Source organism: Aquitalea sp. ASV15 (assembly GCF_016429115.1).
In the GTDB taxonomy this organism is placed as follows: domain Bacteria; phylum Pseudomonadota; class Gammaproteobacteria; order Burkholderiales; family Chromobacteriaceae; genus Aquitalea; species Aquitalea magnusonii.
The window spans coordinates 1-18365 of the sequence record NZ_JAELTZ010000006.1; the positions used below are offsets into that span (position 1 = coordinate 1).

Below are 18365 nucleotides of genomic sequence, written 5' to 3' on the forward strand. Positions count from 1 at the left end.
AACACGGTGGCCACCAGCCGTCCCGGCCAGTCGCAGCTGGAAAACGGCTCGATGCCGGCCAATGGCAAGCCGGGCTCAGTGATGCAGATGCTGTTCATCAAAATGCAGGCGTTCGGCAAACTCGCCCTGCTTGCCCACATTGAAGGCCGAGACTGGACGGAAATAGCCCATCACGCGGGTCCACACTTCGCAGCGGGTACGCAGGGCCGGGTCGAGTTGTGCGGTGCTGATGACCTGGGGGTGTCGGGTTGGGGTTGTCATGGTGTTCTCCTGTTAAGGGACGGGTGAAAGCGTGTCAGCCTCAGCTGGCGGCAGTGGCTGCCATGGTGCGGACCAGCAGTTCGGCATCGCACTTGGGGCAGTATTCGTGGTGGCCGCTCAGATAGCCATGCTGCGGACACACCGAGAAGGTGGGGGTGACCGTGACATAGGGCAGCCGGAAGCGTTGCAGCGAGCGGCGCACCAGCTGCTTGCAGGCTGCGCTGCTGCTGATCGCCTCACGCATATACAGGTGCAGCACGGTGCCGCCGGTATAGCGGCGCTGCAGCGGCTCCTGGTGGCTGAGCGCGGCGAAGGGGTCGTCGGTATGGCCGGCGGGCAGCTGGCTGGAATTGGTGTAGTAAGGCTGGGCGTCCGTGCCGGCCTGCAGGATGCCGGGGTAGCGCTTGCGGTCTTCGCGGGCAAAGCGGTAGGTGGTGCCCTCGGCCGGGGTGGCTTCCAGGTTGTACAGATGGCCGGTGCTTTCCTGCATTTGCACCATGCGCGCACGGATGTGGTCGAGCAGCTCCAGCGCCAGCTGCTGGCCATGGGCGGTGGTGATGTCGTCGGCATCGCGGCTGTAATTGCGGATCAGCTCATTGATGCCGTTTACGCCGATGGTGGAGAAGTGATTGCGCAAAGTGCCGAGATAGCGCCTGGTGTAAGGATAGAGGCCATCGTCCATCCAGCCCTGTACCCGCCGGCGCTTGATTTCCAGGCTGTCGCAGGCCAGGGCCAGCAGGCGGTCGGTTTCGGCCAGCAGGCCGGCCCAGTCGCCGCGAAAGCGGTAGCCCAGCCGCGCGCAATTAAGGGTGACCACGCCTAGCGAGCCGGTCTGTTCGGCACTGCCAAACAGACCGTTGCCGCGCTTGAGCAGTTCGCGCAGGTCCAGCTGCAGCCGGCAGCACATGGAGCGCACCATTTGCGGCTCCAGATCGGAATTGAGGAAGTTCTGGAAATACGGCAGGCCGTAGCGGGCCGTCAGCTCGAACAGCAAATCGGCATTGGCGCTGTCCCAGTCGAAATCCGGGGTGATGTTGTAGGTGGGAATGGGAAAGGTAAAAGCCCGGCCATGCGCGTCGCCACTGGCCATCACCCGCAGAAAGGCGCGGTTGATGCGGTCCATTTCCGGCTGGCAGTCGCCATAGCAGAACGGCATTTCCTCGCCGGCAATCAGCGGGATCTGTTCCGCCAGGTCGGCCGGGCAGCGCCAATCGAAGGTGAGGTTGGTAAATGGTGTCTGCGTGCCCCAGCGCGAGGGCACGTTGAGGTTGTACACAAACTCCTGCATGGCTTGCTCCAGCTGGGCGTCACTCAGGCCATCGCGCTTGATGAAGGGGGCCAGGTAGGTGTCCACGCTGGAAAAAGCCTGTGCGCCGGCCCATTCGTTTTGCAGGGTGCCCAGAAAATTCACCATCTGCCCCAGCGCCGCGCTCAGGTGGCGCGGCGGGGCCGATTCCACCCGGCCCGGCACGCCATTGAAGCCTTCGTGCAGCAACTGGCGCAGCGACCAGCCGGCGCAGTAGCCGGCCAGCACATCCAGATCATGCAGGTGGAAATCGGCCTCGCGGTGGGCCTGGGCCACTGCCGCCGGGTAGATGCCATCCAGCCAGTAGTTGGCGGTGAGCTTGCCGGCGGCATTCAGAATCATCCCGCCCAGGCTGTAGCCCTGGTTGGCATTGGCAGAGACGCGCCAGTCGGCGCGGCTGAGGTATTCGTCCAGCGTGGCAAGCGGACTGACCATGACAGGTTTTTTCATAACAATATGTAGTGCCTTGAAATTTTCAGACACTATATATTGATTTTTAGCGCAGCAAAGTCACAGCTGGAAAAGGCTTGATGCGGATCAAGTGCCGCCCGCGCCGGCCGCTTGCACCAGGGTGGCGCCGGTTTTTCATGCTGCTGTCTTGTAGGGATTGCCCTACAGGACTACAGCATTTTTCCTGACAGTAAAATCCGCAGCCCCCCGATACCCCTGCTGTCATCCACTTTTTACAATTCAGTCATCACCATTTAAACAGGAGTGGTCATGGCTGAAACGAACGCAAGCGACATCCTGGTCCGCTTCAAGAACGTACAAAAGAGCTACGACGGCGAGACCCTGATCGTGAAGGATCTCAATCTGGATATCCGCAAGGGCGAATTCCTGACCCTGCTGGGTCCGTCCGGCTCCGGCAAGACCACCAGCCTGATGATGCTGGCCGGCTTTGAAACCCCGACCGCCGGCGAGATCATGCTGGGCGAGCGTTCGCTCAACCGCGTACCGCCGCACAAGCGCGATATCGGCATGGTGTTCCAGAACTACGCGCTGTTTCCGCACATGACCGTGGCCGAGAACCTGGCTTTCCCGCTGAAAGTGCGCGGCATGGACAAGACCGACGTCACCGAGCGCGTCAAGCGTGCCCTGTCCATGGTGCAGCTGGACAAGTTTGCCAACCGCTACCCCGGCCAGATGTCCGGTGGCCAGCAGCAGCGCGTGGCCCTGGCCCGTGCCCTGGTTTTCGAACCGCAACTGGTGCTGATGGACGAGCCGCTGGGTGCGCTGGACAAGCAGCTGCGCGAACACATGCAGATGGAAATCAAGCATCTGCACGAACGGCTGGGCGTGACCGTGGTGTATGTGACCCACGACCAGAGCGAAGCGCTGACCATGTCCGACCGCGTGGCCGTGTTCCATCAGGGTGAAATCCAGCAGATCGACAGCCCGCAAGGCCTGTACGAGCATCCGCGCAATACCTTTGTCGCCAACTTCATCGGTGAAAACAACCGCCTGCACGGCAAGCTGCTCAGCCGCGATGGCGAGCGCTGCACCGTGGGCCTGGAAAACGGCGAGCGCGTGGAAGCCATGGCCATTCACGATGCCGCCCCCGGCGCACCGGTATCGCTGTCCATCCGCCCGGAACGCATCAAGCTGAACGTGGCGCAGGAGCAAAACCGCTTCTCCGGCCGCGTGCGCGAATTCATCTATCTGGGCGACCACGTGCGCATCCGCATGGAAGCCTGTGGCAACTCCAGTTTCATCGTCAAACAGCCTATCGCCACGCTCGACCCCAAGCTGGCCGTGGGCGATGTGATTTCGCTGGGCTGGAATGTAGAACACGTAAGAGCGCTCGATCCCGTCGAACTGGCCGAGTGAGTGCGTGCGAGTGAGTAAGGTGTAGCTGTAGTCCTAAAACAATAGGAGATCTATCAAATGAAGAAATGCATGAAAGCTCTTTCGCTGGCCGTGGTTGCTGCTTGCTGTGCTCAGAGTGCCCTGGCCGGTGACCTGACCGTGATTTCCTTCGGCGGCGCCAACAAGGCTGCCCAGGAAAAGGCCTACTACGCCCCCTTCACCAAGGCTACCGGCATCAAGGTAGTGGGCGGCGAGTACAACGGCGAAATGGCCAAGGTGAAAGCCATGGTCGACACCAAGAGCGTGTCCTGGGACGTGCTGGAAGTGGAATCCCCGGAACTGGCCCGCGGTTGCGATGAAGGCATGTTCGAAAAGCTGGACTACAGCAAGATCGGCAACAAGGCTGATTTCGTACCGGGCGCTGCCCAGTCCTGCGGTGTGGGCATCTTCGTATGGTCGACCGTACTGGCCTACAACGCCGACAAGCTGAAGGTTGGCCCGACCAGCTGGAAGGATTTCTGGGATGTGAAGAAATTCCCGGGCAAGCGCGGCATGCGCAAGGGTGCCAAGTACACCCTGGAAGTAGCGCTGATGGCTGACGGCGTGGCACCGAAGGACGTGTACAAGGTACTGGCGACCCCGGCCGGCGTGGACCGCGCCTTCAAGAAGCTGGACCAGCTGAAGCCGAATATCCAGTGGTGGGAAGCCGGCGCACAACCGCCGCAGTACCTGGTATCCGGCGACGTGGTGATGAGCTCGGCCTACAACGGCCGTATCGCCAACACCCAGAAGGAAGGCAAGAACCTGAAGATCGTCTGGAACGGCGGCATGTATGACTTTGATTCGTGGGCCATCCCGAAGGGCTCGCCGAACAAGGACGCTGCGCTGAAGTTCATCGCTTTCGCCAGCAAGCCGGAAAACCAGAAGGTGTACTCGCAGAATATCGCCTACGGCCCGACCAACAAGAAAGCCGTGCCGCTGCTGGACTCGAAGCTGGTGGCTGACCTGCCGACCGCTCCGCAAAACATCAAGAGCGGTGTCGCCGTGGATGTGGCTTTCTGGGCTGACTTCGGCGAATCGCTGGAACAACGCTTCAACGCCTGGGCTGCCAAGTAAGCAGCTGCAACACGCATGACTGCTGCCGGCTCTTTTATATCCGGCAGCAGGTCCGCCCCCTCGGGGGTTCATCCCCAGGGGGTTTCACCCCTTACCTGATCCGGAGCCGGAAGAATGACCGCTTCCTCTGCACCCACCACCGCTGTCGCAGCCACCCTGCCGGAGGCCGGCCGTTCGCTGAAACAGAAGCTGGCCCGCGCCGAGCGCATGAACAAACTCAAGTCCCAGCTGCTGATCCTGCCGCTGGTGCTGTTTATCCTGCTGGTATTCGTGCTGCCCATTACCAGCCTGTTATTCAAGAGCGTCAACAACCCGGAAGTGGTGGACGCCATGCCGCACACGGTCAAGGCCATCTCCAGCTGGAGCGGCCGCGCCCTGCCGCCGGAAACCGTGTATGCCGCGGCAGCACAGGACATCCAGCAAGCACACGATGACCAGAAGCTGGGTGACCTGGGCAAACGCCTGAACATGGAAGTGGCCGGCTACCGCAGCCTGCTCAACAAGACCGCCCGTGCCCTGCCGATGGACCCGGCCCCGAAATCCTACAAGGACGCGCTGACCAATCTGGACGAGCGCTGGGGTGACCCGGCCTACTGGCAGGCCATCCGCCGCAACACCAGCAGCCAGACCCCGTTCTACCTGCTGGCCGCCATGGATCACCGCATCGATGATCTGGGCGAAATCAGCCGCTCCGCCCCGGACCAGGCCATTTACCTGGACATCTTTACCCGTACCTTCTGGATGAGCCTGGTGGTGACCGCCATTGCCCTGGCCCTGGCCTACCCGCTGGCCTACCTGCTGGTCAACCTGCCCACCCGCACCAGCAACCTGCTGATGATCCTGGTGCTGCTGCCGTTCTGGACTTCCGTGCTGGTACGGGTTGCCGCCTGGATCGTGCTGCTGCAATCCGGAGGCCTGATCAACTCCACCATGCAATGGCTGGGCCTGATCGATCATCCGCTGCAACTGGTATTCAACCGCACCGGCGTGTACATCTCCATGGTGCACATCCTGCTGCCCTTCATGATCCTGCCCATCTACAGCGTGATGAAAGGCATCTCCCCCAGCTATATGAAGGCTGCCATCTCGCTGGGCTGCCACCCGTTTGCCAGCTTCTGGCGCGTGTACTTCCCGCAGACCGTGGCCGGTATCAGTGCCGGTGCGCTGCTGGTGTTCATCCTGTCCATCGGCTACTACATCACCCCGGCCCTGCTGGGTAGCCCGAACGACCAGATGGTGAGCTACTTCGTCGCCTTCTATACCAATACCTCGATCAACTGGGGCATGGCTACCGCACTGGGCGGCCTGCTGCTGGCCGCCACCATGATCCTGTACATCGTTTACAACTGGCTGGTAGGCGCCAAGAGCCTGCGCCTGGGCTAACCCTCACCCTTCACGGAGACATAACCATGCTGAACCCGACCATGTCGCCCATCGAAAAGGTGTGGCACTACGTTCTGCGCATTACCAGCGGCCTGACCCTGCTGTTCCTGATCATGCCGGTGCTGGTGATCATTCCGCTGTCCTTTAACGAAGGCTCTTTCCTGGTGTACCCGCTGACCGGCTTCTCCTTCCGCTGGTATCAGGACCTGTTCAGCGCACCGGAGTGGATCCGCTCATTGCAGAACAGCATGATCGTGGCCCCGGCCGCCACCGTGCTGGCCATGGTATTGGGCACGCTGGCCTCCATCGGCCTCACCCGTGGCGAATTCCGTGGCAAGGGCATCATCATGTTCCTGCTGATTTCGCCGATGGTGGTGCCGGTGGTGATTGTCGGCGTGGCCAGCTATCTGTTCTTTGCCCCGCTGGGCATGGACAACAGCTATACCACGCTGATCCTGGAACATGCCGCGCTGGGCGTGCCGTTTGTCATCATCACCGTGACCGCCACCCTGCAGGGCTATAACCACAACCTGACCCGTGCCGCGGCCAACCTGGGGGCCTCGCCCATCACCACCTTCTTCCGCATCACCCTGCCGCTGATTGCGCCGGGGGTGATTTCCGGTGCGCTGTTTGCCTTTGCCACCTCGTTTGATGAAGTGGTGGTGACGCTGTTCCTGGCCGGCCCGGAACAAGCCACCCTGCCGCGTCAGATGTTCAGCGGCATTCGCGAAAACCTCAGTCCCACCATTGCGGCAGCGGCCACCTTGCTGATCGGCTTCTCCATCCTGCTGCTGCTGACACTGGAATGGCTGCGCGGCCGCAGCGAGCGTCTGCGTACCAGCTGATTGCAAACATTCCCTCATCTGCTCCATCCATTGCAGAGCATTGCAGGCCGGCCGTAACAGGTCGGCCTGATTTTTGTCAAGAAATCATTATTCAGTTTGCCGGCGGAACCGCTGTTGCTTGTAATCCGCGGCCAGCAGCTTAGTATTCAGGAAGTCTGCGCCCCGTGCGCCCATTCCTGTGCAAGTTTGTTTATGCGACTTATCCCGGCATTAAGCCTGTTCCTTGTTAGCTCCTCCCTGTTTGCCGCCCCGGGCAGCGACTCGGCCACCTGGGAATACCAGGTCAAGCCGGGGGATTCGCTGTGGTCGTTTGCCGACCAGCACCTGTCCTCTCCCGCCTATGTGCCGCGCCTGCAAAGCCTCAACCACATTGCCGATCCCTACCGCCTGACGCCGGGCAGCCGGATCAAGGTGCCCTATCCCTGGGTCAGGCAGCATCCCTCCAGCGCACAGATCGAAGAGTTTTCCGGCGAGGTCAGCGCACACGATGCCAAGGGCAAGCCGCTACCCATCAACAAGGACATGCGCTATCCCAAGGGCGTGCAGTTCCAGACCGGCAACGACGCCATGCTCAAGCTGCGCTTTGAAGACGGCTCCACCCTGCTGCTGAACGCCAATTCCAGCGCCCAGCTGCAAAACGAAATCTACTATCCCAGTACCGGCTCGGCCAAAACCGAAATCAAGCTGGACAAGGGCAATGCCGGCAGCTCGGTGATTCCCAACATCCTGATGCCCAACCGCTACCAGATACGCACGCCATCGGCGGTCACCACCGTGCGCGGCACCGAATTCCGCGTCAATACCGAGTCGGTCAGCGCCACCATGACCGAGGTGCTGCGTGGCAAGGTCAGCGTCAGCGGCAAGAGCAAGGCCCAGGTCGATGTCCCGGCCGGCTTTGGCACCCTGGCTTCAGGCTCCGGCAAACCCAGCGCCCCGGAGGCCCTGCCTGCCGCCCCGGATCTGGGCCCGCTGCCGGCAAGCAGCAGTTTCAACCCGCCCCTGCTGAAATGGGCGGCCGACCAGCAGGCCGTGGCCTACCGCATCAAGCTGCGCGGGCCGGGCGAACATGGCCACCTGCTGGCTGAACGCACGGTGGCCGCTCCGCAGCTGTTCCCGGCACTGCCCGCCAATGGCGAATACCTGCTGTCGGCACGCGCACGCAACCAGCACGGACTGGAAGGCTACGACAGCAGCAAGACCTTTACCCTGGCCGCCTTCCCGCCACCGCCGCTGCTGTTTGGCACCGCCGGCGTGCAGGAAATCCGCACACAGTCGCTGCCGCTCAAGCTGCTGGCCAGCCCGCAGCAGCCCGTGCAACTGCAGTTGTCGCGCAGCAGCGACTTTGCCAGCATCAGCCAGAGCCTGACGCTGCAGGACGGCGACATCACCCTGCAGCTGCCGGACAAGGGCCAGTGGTTCTGGCGCGTGGCGCGGCTGGATGAGCAGGGCCAGCCCGGCCCGTACAGCGATGCCCAGCAAGTCCTGGTCAAGGGCCTGTTCTCCAGCATCGGCAACAACACACCGGCCCTGCTGGGGCGGCGTTACCCGGTGAGCGGTGCCCGCTACACGCTCAAGCTGGCGGATAATCCGGCCATGCAAAACATCAGTTACCACGACACCCGGCCGCAGCCGGCCTGGCTGCTGGACACACTGCCGCGCGGCCAGTACTTTGCCCAACTCGAAATCAATGGCGATGATGGATATCACGCGGTGGAAGCGATTGAAAAAATCAACATCCAATGAGCAATCGCATAAAATACGCGCATGCCATCACCGATAAAACACCGGTCATATCAACTGCTGCCGCTGCTGGCGGGGCTGCTCGGCCTGCTGCTGGCGCTGACCGGTGCCGTGCAGCGGCTGGATTACTGGTTTTACGATGCGGCGCTCAGCCGGCACACCCTGCACAAGAGCGCCGATGATCCCATCCTGATCGAAGTGGACAACCGCAGCCTGGCCGAGATGGGCAGCTGGCCCTGGCCACGCGAGTTGCACGCCCGCCTGATCGATCAGCTGCAATACGCCAAGGCCGTCGGCCTCGACATCGCCCTGGCGGAAAGCACGCTCGCCAGCAACCAACCCGACCAGTCGCTGGCTGCGGCCATCCGCCGCAATGGCAAGGTGGTCAGCCCGGTATTTCCGGAAAGCGCCGGCGACACCCTCACCGAAACCCGGCCGATACCCTTACTGGCGGCGGCCTCCAACCGGTTGGGACACACCGACTTCGAGCGCGACAACGACGGCGTGATCCGCCGTACCTATCTGATGGCCGGTCTTGGCTCTGCTGACTTTCCCGGCTTTGCCAAGGCGGTGTACGAGGTGGCACAGGGCCTGCCCGCCCCGGCCCTGAAACTGCCCTTCCATGGCAGCGACGAATCCTGGGTGCGCGACGACGAAGTGCTGGTGCCGTTTGGCAATGGTGCCGAACCCTTCGAACGCATGTCGTATATCGATGCCCTGTCCAATGCCGAGCGCGAGACTTTTCGCAACCGCATCGTGCTGATCGGGGTGACCGCCGCCGGGCTGGGGGATATGCACACCACCCCGATTTCCGCCAATTCGGCCGGCATGCCCGGCGTGGTGATCAATGCCTATCTGCTGCGCGGCCTGCAGGATAACAGCCTGATCCGGCCACTGAACCTGCTGCGCCAGGGGCTGCTGACCCTGCTGCTGATCGTGGCACTGGACTACCTGCTGACCCCATGGAGCCGGCAACGAACGGTGCTGCTGGCTTATCCCGCCGCCACCCTGCTGGTGGCCGGCGCATCCATGCTGCTGCTAAACCTTGGCCATATCTGGTTTGCTCCGGCCAGCAGCATGCTGGTACTGGTGCTGGCCGGCCTGACCCGCTTCATCATCCGCCAGGCCAGCCTGCAGACGCTGGCCACCACCGACGGGCTGACCCAGCTGGCCAACCGCCGCCATTTTGACGAAGTGTTCATTCCGGCCATCGAACGCCAGCGCAATGCCCAGCAGCCGCTGGCCTTTGTCCTGCTGGATATTGACCACTTCAAGCTATACAACGACCAGTACGGTCACTATGCCGGCGACATGGTACTCAAGCGCGTGGCCCATGTGCTGCGCGAATCATTCCAGCGCAAGGGCGAATTGCCGGCACGCCTGGGCGGCGAAGAATTCGGCGTGCTGATGCCCGGCGCCACCATGCAGGATGCGGTCGATGCCGCCGAAACCTTCCGCCAGCGGCTGGAAGACCTCGACCTGCCGCATGATGGCAGCCCGCTGCACAAGGTGACTTGCAGCATCGGCGTGGCTGCCCGCATCCCCCAGCAAGACGACACGGCCCAACGCATCTACGAAGAAGCCGATGGCGCCCTGTATATCGCCAAGCGCTCCGGCCGCAATGTGGTCAGCCCGGCATCCAGCTAGCCGGCAATGTCCGAGAGATGTGTCCAGTCCTAACATAGGTTGACACCCACCAGCGCACCGCATGGGCTGGTCAAATGCTCGTTATCGACGCCCGATGCACCTCATCGGGCGTCTTGTATTTCAGGCTTTGGTGAGGCCGCTCGTGGTTGTAGATCCTCACCGACTGCGCCACCATCTTCCTTGCCTCCTGCAAGTCAGCGGGCCGATGCAACAGCAATTCGCCTTTCAGTATCCCGTTCACCCGCTCTGCCAGCGCATTCTGGTAGCAGTCGTAGCCATCCGTCATTGAGCACCTCAGCCCGTACCGGGCGTGAATCTGCTGATAGTAGGCCGAACAATACTGAATGCCGCGGTCTGAGTGGTGTATCAATCGCTGTCGTGAACGCCGCATCCGCAAGGCCATTTTGAGCGCACCACTGACCTCCTCCGTCTGCAAGCTGGCATGCACGTGATAGCCAACGATTTTCCTGGAGTAGGCATCGGTCACCAGACTCAGATAAGCAAACCGCTCTGCTGTCGGCAAGTAGGTAATATCCGCCACCCACACCTGCTCCGGCCCCGTCGGAATGACCTGCTGTGGTCCGGCCTTGAGCAAATTAGGGTGACGGTAAAACCGGTGATGGCTGTGGGTGGTCTTGTGGTACGCCCGCGGCGGGACCACCAGTAGACGGGCACTACGCAACAGATCGAACAAACCATCCCGCCCCAGCTTGATGCCCGCCTCAGCCATTCGCGACTGCAGCATATGGTGCAGCTTCCGCGTTCCCAGTCGGGGCTGGCGCAAACGCATATCCCGCACCCACGTCATCACTTTGCCATTCCGTTCGACACGATGGCTTTCGCTGCGGCAGCGCTTGTAATAAGCCTGGCGGCTCACTTGAACATAACGGCAGGCCCGGCTCACGCTCAACCCGTGGACTTTCCTTTGGGAAAGGACATGCCCGAAGGCTTTTTTACCACGCGTACTCCGTAGTCTTTCTTCAAGACCTCGAGCATCGCTTCGAATAGCTGCGCCTTCTCATTGGCCTCTTTGAGCTGGGTTCCCAGTTCCTTGATCCGCTGTTCCGGCGTCAGCGGTTTGTTACCTTGATTCTCCATCCGAATTCCCAAAGTGCGACGGGAGGACTTGGCACTCCAGTCCTGCAAGCCGTGCTTGCGTAACCATACCAGCACCGTCGAACGACCTTGAATGCCATAGCGGCTTTGTGCCTCTTTGTAAGTCAGTTCGCCTTTTTCTACCTGGTCTACGACCGACAGTTTAAAAGCGAGGCTGTAGTCTTGCTGGGTACGCTTGATCCTTGATTCCATATGACTCTCTTTCGTTACGGCGAAAAAGTGTCAACTTATTCCAGGACGGGACAATGTCCATAAAAAAGGCAGCCATCAGGCTGCCTTTTGCATGAGTGCTAATCTTGCGGACAGAGCACCAGCCAGTCCTCTTCCCCCACCGTCAGATGGCAGGCCAGCCGCCAGCCGGATGACACATCCGGCCAGCACTCGGCGCCAGCGGCGGCCTGGTCGATCAAGCCGGCCCGCAGCAGGACATTGCGCTCCTTGCGCCCCAAGCTCACCGGCAGCAGCGGGCCGCCATGACTGATACGCACCTTGCAGGTGCCACATGTCCCCTGCCCGCAGCGCCAGTGCAGCGGCACATCGGCCAGCCTCGCCACATCCAGCAACAGCTCACCGGGCTGGGCCTCCAGTTCGGCCAGCAGCCGCTGCTGCTGATCGACAAATCGCAGCTGCGGCATGGCTAGCAGCCGAAGCGCCCGATCGGCAACAGCTCAAGCAAATCGCCCGGCTGCACCTGCTGGCCGGCCGCCAGCCGCACCAGACCGTCGGCCCAGGCGCAGGAGGTCAGCACACCGGAGCCCTGGTTGGGGTAAGGCTGCAGCTGCCACTGGCCATCCTGCTGCACCAGCTTCACCCGCAGGAATTCCTCGCGCCGGCTGTCGGGGCGGTCCCAGACAAATCCGGCCGGATACTGCCGGGGTGCCTGGCCGATATCGGCCAACAGGCCGGCACAGCGCTGCAGATAGGGTTTGACCAGCACCTGATAAGTGACAAAGCCGGACACCGGATTGCCCGGCAGGCCGACAAAGCCCGCCTGGCCAACCCGGCCGCTGGCCAGCGGCTTGCCCGGCTTGATGGCGATTTTCCACAAGTCGAGCGCCCCTTCGGCCTCGACTGCCGCCTTGACGTGGTCTTCCTCGCCTACCGACACCCCGCCGCAAGTCATGATGACATCCGCCAGCGCGGCAGCGTCCTGCAGGATTTCGCGGGTGCGGCTGAGCGAATCGGGCACGATGCCCAGATCGGTCACCTCGCAGCCCAGCTGCATCAGCTCCGGCACCAGCCAGTAGCGGTTGGAGTTGTAGATCTGTCCGGCGGCCAGCGGCTGCCCCGGCTCCACCAGTTCGTCACCGGTAAAGAACACCGCCACCCGCAGCGGCCGGAACACGGTCAGCTCGGCCACACCGATGGAGGCTGCCAGGCCCAGATGCGCGGCAGTCAGTTGCTGCCCGGCGCTCAGTACTTGGCTGCCGCGGCGGATATCCTCGCCCGCACGGCGGATATTCTGTCCGGGACGGGGGCTCTGGCTGAACGCCACCCGGCCATCGGCTTGCAGCTCGGCCATTTCCTGCATCACCACGGCATCGGCACCGGCGGGAATGGGCGCACCGGTAAAGATACGCGCCGCGGTGGCCGCTTGCAGCGGCTGCGGCTGGCAACCGGCAGCAATGCGTTGCGACAGCGGCAGCGGCTGGCCGGCATCCGCGGTATTGAGGGCATAGCCGTCCATGGCGCTGTTGTCGTGCGGCGGCACATCCAGGCTGGCCAGCAGCGGCGTCGCCAGAATGCGGCCCAGCGCCTGCAGCAGCGGAACGGTTTCGGTAGCGGTAAGCGGCCTGGCGCGCTGTAGCAGCCAGTCGCGGGCTTGATCAACGGTGAGCATCTTGATGTTGTTCCAGCAAGGCAAGAATGAAACGGACAAGGCCGGCGGCATCGTTCCGGGTAAAAGCGGGTAGCGCAGTCGCCAGTGGCGCATCGGAAACCACCGCCAGCACCTGAGCATCGTCGAGGTAAAGCGGCGCATGGCCCAGCGCCGGATCATACACTTCCAGCTTGGGAATGGCTTCGTGCTTGAAGCCTTCGGCCAGCACCAGATCACAGGGACGCAGGGCTGCGACATGGGCGGCCAGCGGCGCATCATTGCCCTGTGGCAGGATTTCCACCAGCAGGCGGCGCTGCGCCCCTGCCAGCAAGACCTGCCGCGCGCCGGCCTGGCGATGCCGCCAGCTGTCCTTGCCCGGCTGGTCCCAGTCCACATCGTGGTGCGTGTGCTTGATCACGGCCACATCCACGCCAGCGGCCAGCAGTAGCGGAATGATTTTTTCCAGCAAGGTGGTCTTGCCGCTGCCGGAATAGCCGGCGACTCCCAGAACATACATGGCGGCGCTACTCGATAAAATGGGGCAGGAGCGCATCATAACATGTGCCCCTGCCCCATCATTCAGCCGGATGACCTAGTTATTCGGTACTCAGGCCACCGCCCGGGCAAAATGAGTCGTCTGCTCCTCGGGCTGTTCGAAACGCTTCCAGTCCACGATCATCACCTGGCTCAGCCCGCAATCCAGCGCCAGTTGCGCCTCGATTTCTTCCAGCACCTGATGACAATGGATACTGCCATTGATGGCGACTTCGGCACGCCGCATGACCGTGTCGTCGGGCGTGACAAACCAGATGCAATAGCGACTCATGCTGCCCCTCCTTCCTGTAGATGCACTTACCTTACCAATATCGGTGCAAGCGGCAGCAAACTGCAAGTTTTCGACCGCGGCAAAGCCATGGCAACCGTGACTAGGGATGGAAAACACCACAAACCACCCGCCCTGCACTTGCCCTTGCGCACCCGGCAGGCTAGTGCCGGGCCGCACGCTAGGCTCCCAGCAGATTGCCCTTGCCTAGCGGGCTGGCCCCGGCGATCTTGGCCACCGTGCCACCACGGGTGACATAGGGATGGCGGGCAAACACATAGAACACCCCGGCCGTGCCCGCGCGCAGGATGGTGCTGCTGCCGCTGACGGGGTCGATCACCTCGGCGATGGCATCGCCCGCCTGCACCACGCTGCCCAGCTCGGCCAGGCTGACAATCACCCCGGCATGCGGCGCGATCAGGGTTTCCGAGCCATCCAGCGGCGTGGCCGGATGCGGCAGTGCCGGGACCGGCTGCGCTGCGCCACGGATCACGCCGCAGCCGGTCAGGTAATGCAGAATGGCCTGACTGTCCTGATCGGCCAGCGCATGGCTGACATCACCCTCGCCGCGCAGCTCCACCGTCACCGCCACGCTGTCGAATGGCACGGGGAATTGCGGCAAGGCGGCGCGAATCTTGGCCCAGGGCAGGAAGATCGCTTCGTCGAAGGGCATCACGCCATAGGCATCGGCCAGCAGGGACGCCCCGCATTGCAGGTGGGCAGCCAGCGCCTCCACCAGCGGCCAGTGCTCGCTATGCGCGTAAATATGTACCGGGCCGGCAAAGTCGCAGTGCAGGTCCAGCACCAGATCGGCATCGATGGCCAGCAGATGCAGGGTCTGGCGCAGGCTTTGCAGCTCGGTGTTGACCGGCTCGGCCGCAATGGCGGTACGCAGCGCCTGGCGGATGATGTCGCGGTTGGCATGGGCATCCTGCGTCAGGCTATCGGCCAGCTGCGGCAGCACGCGGGCCGAAGGTTCGCTGTACAGGCGGTTGAAGTTTTCCCCGCTTTCCAGATCGAAACGGCCCTGTGGCTGGTAATGCAGCTGCTGGGCCAGGCCGATGGGATTGGCCACCGGCACCAGCACGATCTCGGCCTGCAACAGGCCCTGCTGCTCCAGCGCAGCAAACTGCTGGCGCAGCTTGTGCGCCACCAGCATGCCGGGAATCTCCCCCGCATGCAGGCTGGCCTGGATATACACCTTGCGCGGCCAGCCACCCGTTCCGGCTGCGCCGAAATGAAAGCTGGTGATGCTGCGCTGGGTGCCCAGGCTGGGCGACAGCAGCGGGTGAATTTCCGTTCGCATGAATGACTCCTGATAATGTGAGATGCCGGCAATATTACTTGAGGCTGCCGGACAAAAACTGCTGCAAGCGTTCGCTTTTGGGCTGGCTGAGCACCTGGGCCGGGTGGCCTTCTTCCTCGATCCGCCCCTGGTGCAGGAAGATGACATGATTGGACACATTGCGGGCAAAGCCCATCTCGTGCGTCACCACCACCATGGTGCGGCCCTCCTCGGCCAGTGCCTGCATCACCCGCAGCACTTCGCCCACCAGCTCCGGATCGAGCGCCGAGGTGGGTTCGTCAAACAGCATCACCTCCGGCTCCATCGCCAGGGCACGGGCAATGGCCACCCGCTGCTGCTGGCCACCGGACAGATGGGCCGGGTATTTGTTTTCCTGCTGCTCGGTCAGCCCCACCTTGGCCAGGTATTTGCGTGCGCGCTGCAGCGCTTCGGCACGGCTCAGGCCCAGCACATGCATGGGCGCTTCCATGATGTTTTCCAGCACGGTCATGTGTGACCACAGATTGAAATGCTGGAACACCATGGACAGCTCGGTGCGCATTTTCTGCAATTGTTTCGGATCACGCGGACGCTGGCTACCCTTTTTGTCCAGCACGGTCTGCAGCAGCTCGCCATTCAGGCTGATTTCGCCGGCGCAAGGCTGCTCCAGAAAGTTGATGCAGCGCAGAAAGGTGCTCTTGCCCGAGCCGGACGAGCCGATGATGCTGATCACATCGCCGGCCCTGGCCTTGAGCGAAACCCCCTTGAGCACTTCATGCTGGCCGTATTTCTTGTGCAGGCCGTTCACAGTCAATTTGTACATGGCAATCTTTCCGAATCCGTATCAATGGCCCATGGGGCGCAAAAAGGCCAGCCAGCGTTTTTCACACAGGCGGAACAGCCCGACCAGGGCAAAGGCGATGCAGGCATACAGCACGGCGGCGATGCCGAAGGCCTCGAAGGAGGCGTAAGTCGCGGCATTGACATCGCGCGCCACCTTGAGGATGTCCGGCACGGTGGCGGTAAAGGCCACGGTGGTGGCGTGCAGCATCAGGATGACTTCATTGCTGTAGTAAGGCAGTGCCCGGCGCAGCATGGCGGGAATGATGATGCGGGTGTACTTGACCCAGGGCGACATGCCCAGCGCGCGTGCCGCTTCGATTTCGCCATAGGGAATGGCGCGGATGGCGCCGGCAAAGATCTCGGTGGTATAGGCGCAGGTATTGAGGGCAAAGGCCAGGATGGTGCAGTTGAGACCCTCGCGGAAAAAGTGCTCCAGCAGGTCGACCGAGCGCACCACATGCAGGCTGTACACCCCCGAGTAAAAGATCAGCAGCTGGATATACAAGGGCGTGCCGCGAAACACATATGTATAGAACCATACCGGGCCGCTGATCCAGCGCCGCGACGACACCCGCGCCACCGCCAGCGGGATGGACAGGCAAAAGCCGCAGGCAACCGAGGCAATCAGCAGCCACAGGGTCATGGCCACGCCGGACAGGTGATAGCCGTCGTTCCACAGCCAGGCCTGCCAGTAATTCTGGATGATCTCGCTCATAGCACCGCCTTGCGCACACCGGCCGAGTAATGGTTTTCCAGCCAGATCAGCAGCAGATTGGACACGGTGGTGATCAGCAGGTACATCAGCGCGCCCACCACGGCAAACAGGAACATCTGCATGGTGGCCTTGCCGGCGTCCTGGGTGGCCTTGACGATGTCGGCCAGCCCGATGATGGACACCAGCGCGGTGGCCTTGATCAGCACCTGCCAGTTATTGGCAATGCCCGGCAGGGCAAAGCGCATCATCTGCGGAAACAACACCCGGCGAAAGCTCTGCCACGGCGTCATGCCATAGGCGATGGCCGCTTCGATCTGCCCTGCCGGCACCGACAGGAAGGCGCCGCGAAAGGTCTCGGTGAAATAGGCGCCATAGATGAAGGCCAGGGTCACCACGCCGGCCAGAAAGGGGTCGATGTCGATCTGCGCCATGCCCAGTGCCTCGGTGCACTGGTTCAGCCCCAGTTGCAGGCTGTAGAACAGCAGCAGCATCAGCACCAGGTCAGGCACGCTGCGAATCAGCGTGGTATAGGCGGTGGCCCAGCCACGCAGCAGACGGCCCTTGGCCAGCCGGGAACTGGCACCGGCCAGACCGATCAGCATGGCCAGGATCAGCGACAACAGCGACAGCTTCAGTGTCACCCAAGTACCCGCCAGAATGAGCGGGCCGAATCCGGACAGGAACATGGCTATCTCCTGACGGAAGGACACGGTGAATGATGGGAATGGCGTGCGGCAGCAGCTGACGCTGCCGGCCGGATCTGGCGGGCAGAAGGGTGTTTCATGACATTTCTCCTGGTAGAGGGTAAAGCGACCGGTCGGCCGTCCTTGCTGGACGATTCTCAGCCGGTCGCGCCCGGTGATGGCAGCCATTGCGGCAACACATCTGTCACGATCCTAATCAAGCCTTATTGTATATACAATGATTTTTTATTGTGCATGCGCAGCATGCCAGCAGCGGAGACACAGCCGCCTACCAGATAGACATGCGTATGAAACAAAGGGGGAAATAGCGGCAAATAACTGTTTTTATTGTGATATAAATCAGGCCACTCATGCAGACCGGTAGCAACGGAGCGGCCGGATCTGGCAGCAAGCGGCCATGATTTGTATATGCAATTATCGCAAAAGTGTTGCAGCCAGCACCAAAACCGGCTCAGGCCAGCACGGCGCGCAAGGCCAACCAGCGGCTCAGTTTGGCTGGATAGGACAGGGTATAGGCAGGACTGGAAGAAGGCAGATCAAACAGCAATGGCTGGCTGTCCATGCCCGCCAGCTGCTTGCGGCCGATGCTTGCCGCGGTGCCGCCATTGAAGGCAATGGCGCGCAAGGCCGGCAGGCTGGCACACAGCGCCGGCAGGTCATTGGGGCTGAGGTCGCGGATGGCTGCATCCAGGCTGCCCGGCCGCCGTGCTTGCGCCACCACATCCCACAGCCCGATACCGTGTTGTTGCAGTGCCGCCAGCCGGCTTGAGTAGTCCAGCCCCGGCAGATCACCATCCAGCAACTCGCCCAGCAAGCGCCAGAACTGGTTGCGCGGGTGGGCATAGTATTGCGCCGCCTGCAGCGAAGCATCGCCGGGCAAGGACCCCAGGATCAGCAAACGGGTTTGCGCATTCACCACCGGCGGGAAACAGGATTTGGCGCTATCACTCATGGGC

General features: G+C 62.1%; 18 protein-coding genes. 6 read left to right on the forward strand and 12 right to left on the reverse strand.

What is annotated here, in order from left to right; genetic code table 11:
* Positions 1 to 75: 75 nt before the first annotated feature.
* The gene (gene nrdD, locus JHD64_RS22185) at positions 76 to 261 is read right to left on the reverse strand and encodes an anaerobic ribonucleoside-triphosphate reductase (RefSeq protein WP_059285362.1); all 186 of its coding nucleotides are present in this window, start codon (positions 259 to 261) and stop codon (positions 76 to 78) included.
* A 40-nt stretch (positions 262 to 301) separates the two neighbouring features.
* Positions 302 to 2017: a ribonucleoside triphosphate reductase gene (locus tag JHD64_RS03740; RefSeq protein WP_199052302.1), complete on the reverse strand. Its 1716-nt coding sequence runs from the start codon at positions 2015 to 2017 to the stop codon at positions 302 to 304.
* Between the two features lie 270 nt (positions 2018 to 2287).
* Between JHD64_RS03740 and JHD64_RS03745 the strand changes: the two genes are divergently transcribed.
* The 6 genes from JHD64_RS03745 (at position 2288) to JHD64_RS03770 (ending at position 10104) form a co-directional block, all read left to right on the forward strand.
* Positions 2288 to 3394: an ABC transporter ATP-binding protein gene (locus JHD64_RS03745; RefSeq protein WP_110312915.1), complete on the forward strand. Its 1107-nt coding sequence runs from the start codon at positions 2288 to 2290 to the stop codon at positions 3392 to 3394.
* 69 nt (positions 3395 to 3463) lie between these two features.
* The gene (locus JHD64_RS03750; RefSeq protein ID WP_233170317.1) at positions 3464 to 4489 is read left to right on the forward strand and encodes an ABC transporter substrate-binding protein; all 1026 of its coding nucleotides are present in this window, start codon (positions 3464 to 3466) and stop codon (positions 4487 to 4489) included.
* 114 nt (positions 4490 to 4603) lie between these two features.
* Positions 4604 to 5872 carry an ABC transporter permease gene (locus JHD64_RS03755; protein WP_059285359.1) on the forward strand — a complete coding sequence of 423 codons (1269 nt, stop codon included), beginning with the start codon at positions 4604 to 4606 and terminating at the stop codon, positions 5870 to 5872.
* A gap of 26 nt (positions 5873 to 5898) precedes the next feature.
* The gene (locus tag JHD64_RS03760; RefSeq protein WP_103524522.1) at positions 5899 to 6717 is read left to right on the forward strand and encodes an ABC transporter permease; all 819 of its coding nucleotides are present in this window, start codon (positions 5899 to 5901) and stop codon (positions 6715 to 6717) included.
* Between the two features lie 192 nt (positions 6718 to 6909).
* The gene (locus tag JHD64_RS03765; RefSeq protein WP_199052304.1) at positions 6910 to 8460 is read left to right on the forward strand and encodes a FecR domain-containing protein; all 1551 of its coding nucleotides are present in this window, start codon (positions 6910 to 6912) and stop codon (positions 8458 to 8460) included.
* A gap of 21 nt (positions 8461 to 8481) precedes the next feature.
* Positions 8482 to 10104 carry a CHASE2 domain-containing protein gene (locus JHD64_RS03770; protein ID WP_110312917.1) on the forward strand — a complete coding sequence of 541 codons (1623 nt, stop codon included), beginning with the start codon at positions 8482 to 8484 and terminating at the stop codon, positions 10102 to 10104.
* Positions 10105 to 10174: 70 nt separating this feature from the next.
* Here the strand turns inward: JHD64_RS03770 and JHD64_RS03775 are convergent.
* The 10 genes from JHD64_RS03775 to JHD64_RS03820 all read right to left on the reverse strand — a co-directional run bounded on the left by JHD64_RS03775 (position 10175) and on the right by JHD64_RS03820 (position 18361).
* Positions 10175 to 11412 (reverse strand): IS3 family transposase gene (locus tag JHD64_RS03775; protein WP_370540927.1). Its coding sequence is split into 2 segments (ribosomal slippage): positions 10175 to 11061 and positions 11061 to 11412, totalling 1239 coding nucleotides; the frame shifts between segments, so codons are not numbered across the junction.
* 98 nt (positions 11413 to 11510) lie between these two features.
* Positions 11511 to 11855 carry a 2Fe-2S iron-sulfur cluster-binding protein gene (locus tag JHD64_RS03780; RefSeq protein WP_199052306.1) on the reverse strand — a complete coding sequence of 115 codons (345 nt, stop codon included), beginning with the start codon at positions 11853 to 11855 and terminating at the stop codon, positions 11511 to 11513.
* 2 nt (positions 11856 to 11857) lie between these two features.
* Positions 11858 to 13060, reverse strand: coding sequence for a gephyrin-like molybdotransferase Glp (glp, locus tag JHD64_RS03785; RefSeq protein WP_059285460.1), 1203 nt, complete (start codon positions 13058 to 13060; stop codon positions 11858 to 11860).
* Positions 13047 to 13556: a molybdopterin-guanine dinucleotide biosynthesis protein B gene (mobB, locus tag JHD64_RS03790; RefSeq protein ID WP_199052307.1), complete on the reverse strand. Its 510-nt coding sequence runs from the start codon at positions 13554 to 13556 to the stop codon at positions 13047 to 13049. The genes glp and mobB overlap by 14 nt, the downstream gene beginning before the upstream one ends.
* Positions 13557 to 13646: 90 nt before the next feature.
* Entirely contained in the window at positions 13647 to 13865 is a 219-nt protein-coding gene (locus tag JHD64_RS03795) for a hypothetical protein (RefSeq protein WP_059285461.1), read from the reverse strand.
* Positions 13866 to 14043: 178 nt separating this feature from the next.
* A complete protein-coding gene (locus tag JHD64_RS03800) occupies positions 14044 to 15168 on the reverse strand; it encodes a succinylglutamate desuccinylase/aspartoacylase family protein (protein WP_199052308.1) in 1125 nt (374 codons plus the stop codon).
* Positions 15169 to 15202: 34 nt separating this feature from the next.
* Complete coding sequence (locus JHD64_RS03805) at positions 15203 to 15970, reverse strand: ABC transporter ATP-binding protein (protein ID WP_059285462.1); 768 nt, start codon at positions 15968 to 15970, stop codon at positions 15203 to 15205.
* Positions 15971 to 15991: 21 nt separating this feature from the next.
* Complete coding sequence (locus JHD64_RS03810) at positions 15992 to 16705, reverse strand: ABC transporter permease (protein ID WP_059285463.1); 714 nt, start codon at positions 16703 to 16705, stop codon at positions 15992 to 15994.
* Positions 16702 to 17577, reverse strand: a complete 876-nt coding sequence (locus tag JHD64_RS03815) for an ABC transporter permease (protein WP_304506281.1) — start codon at positions 17575 to 17577, stop codon at positions 16702 to 16704. Before JHD64_RS03815 ends, JHD64_RS03810 begins: the two co-directional genes overlap by 4 nt.
* Positions 17578 to 17860: 283 nt before the next feature.
* Positions 17861 to 18361, reverse strand: coding sequence for a DNA-deoxyinosine glycosylase (locus tag JHD64_RS03820; protein WP_199052309.1), 501 nt, complete (start codon positions 18359 to 18361; stop codon positions 17861 to 17863).
* Between the last annotated feature and the right edge of the window lie 4 nt (positions 18362 to 18365).

Coding starts and splice junctions, on each gene's coding strand:
- JHD64_RS03740 (WP_199052302.1), bottom strand. CDS start 2,017: ATGAAAAAACCTGTCATGGTCAGTCCGCTTGCCACGCTGGACGAATAC.
- JHD64_RS03770 (WP_110312917.1), top strand. CDS start 8,482: ATGCCATCACCGATAAAACACCGGTCATATCAACTGCTGCCGCTGCTG.
- JHD64_RS03795 (WP_059285461.1), bottom strand. CDS start 13,865: ATGAGTCGCTATTGCATCTGGTTTGTCACGCCCGACGACACGGTCATG.
- glp (WP_059285460.1), bottom strand. CDS start 13,060: ATGCTCACCGTTGATCAAGCCCGCGACTGGCTGCTACAGCGCGCCAGG.
- JHD64_RS03765 (WP_199052304.1), top strand. CDS start 6,910: ATGCGACTTATCCCGGCATTAAGCCTGTTCCTTGTTAGCTCCTCCCTG.
- JHD64_RS03815 (WP_304506281.1), bottom strand. CDS start 17,577: ATGGCTGCCATCACCGGGCGCGACCGGCTGAGAATCGTCCAGCAAGGA.
- JHD64_RS03810 (WP_059285463.1), bottom strand. CDS start 16,705: ATGAGCGAGATCATCCAGAATTACTGGCAGGCCTGGCTGTGGAACGAC.
- JHD64_RS03745 (WP_110312915.1), top strand. CDS start 2,288: ATGGCTGAAACGAACGCAAGCGACATCCTGGTCCGCTTCAAGAACGTA.
- JHD64_RS03805 (WP_059285462.1), bottom strand. CDS start 15,970: ATGTACAAATTGACTGTGAACGGCCTGCACAAGAAATACGGCCAGCAT.
- JHD64_RS03750 (WP_233170317.1), top strand. CDS start 3,464: ATGAAAGCTCTTTCGCTGGCCGTGGTTGCTGCTTGCTGTGCTCAGAGT.
- JHD64_RS03820 (WP_199052309.1), bottom strand. CDS start 18,361: ATGAGTGATAGCGCCAAATCCTGTTTCCCGCCGGTGGTGAATGCGCAA.
- nrdD (WP_059285362.1), bottom strand. CDS start 261: ATGACAACCCCAACCCGACACCCCCAGGTCATCAGCACCGCACAACTC.
- JHD64_RS03800 (WP_199052308.1), bottom strand. CDS start 15,168: ATGCGAACGGAAATTCACCCGCTGCTGTCGCCCAGCCTGGGCACCCAG.
- mobB (WP_199052307.1), bottom strand. CDS start 13,556: ATGTATGTTCTGGGAGTCGCCGGCTATTCCGGCAGCGGCAAGACCACC.
- JHD64_RS03780 (WP_199052306.1), bottom strand. CDS start 11,855: ATGCCGCAGCTGCGATTTGTCGATCAGCAGCAGCGGCTGCTGGCCGAA.
- JHD64_RS03755 (WP_059285359.1), top strand. CDS start 4,604: ATGACCGCTTCCTCTGCACCCACCACCGCTGTCGCAGCCACCCTGCCG.
- JHD64_RS03760 (WP_103524522.1), top strand. CDS start 5,899: ATGCTGAACCCGACCATGTCGCCCATCGAAAAGGTGTGGCACTACGTT.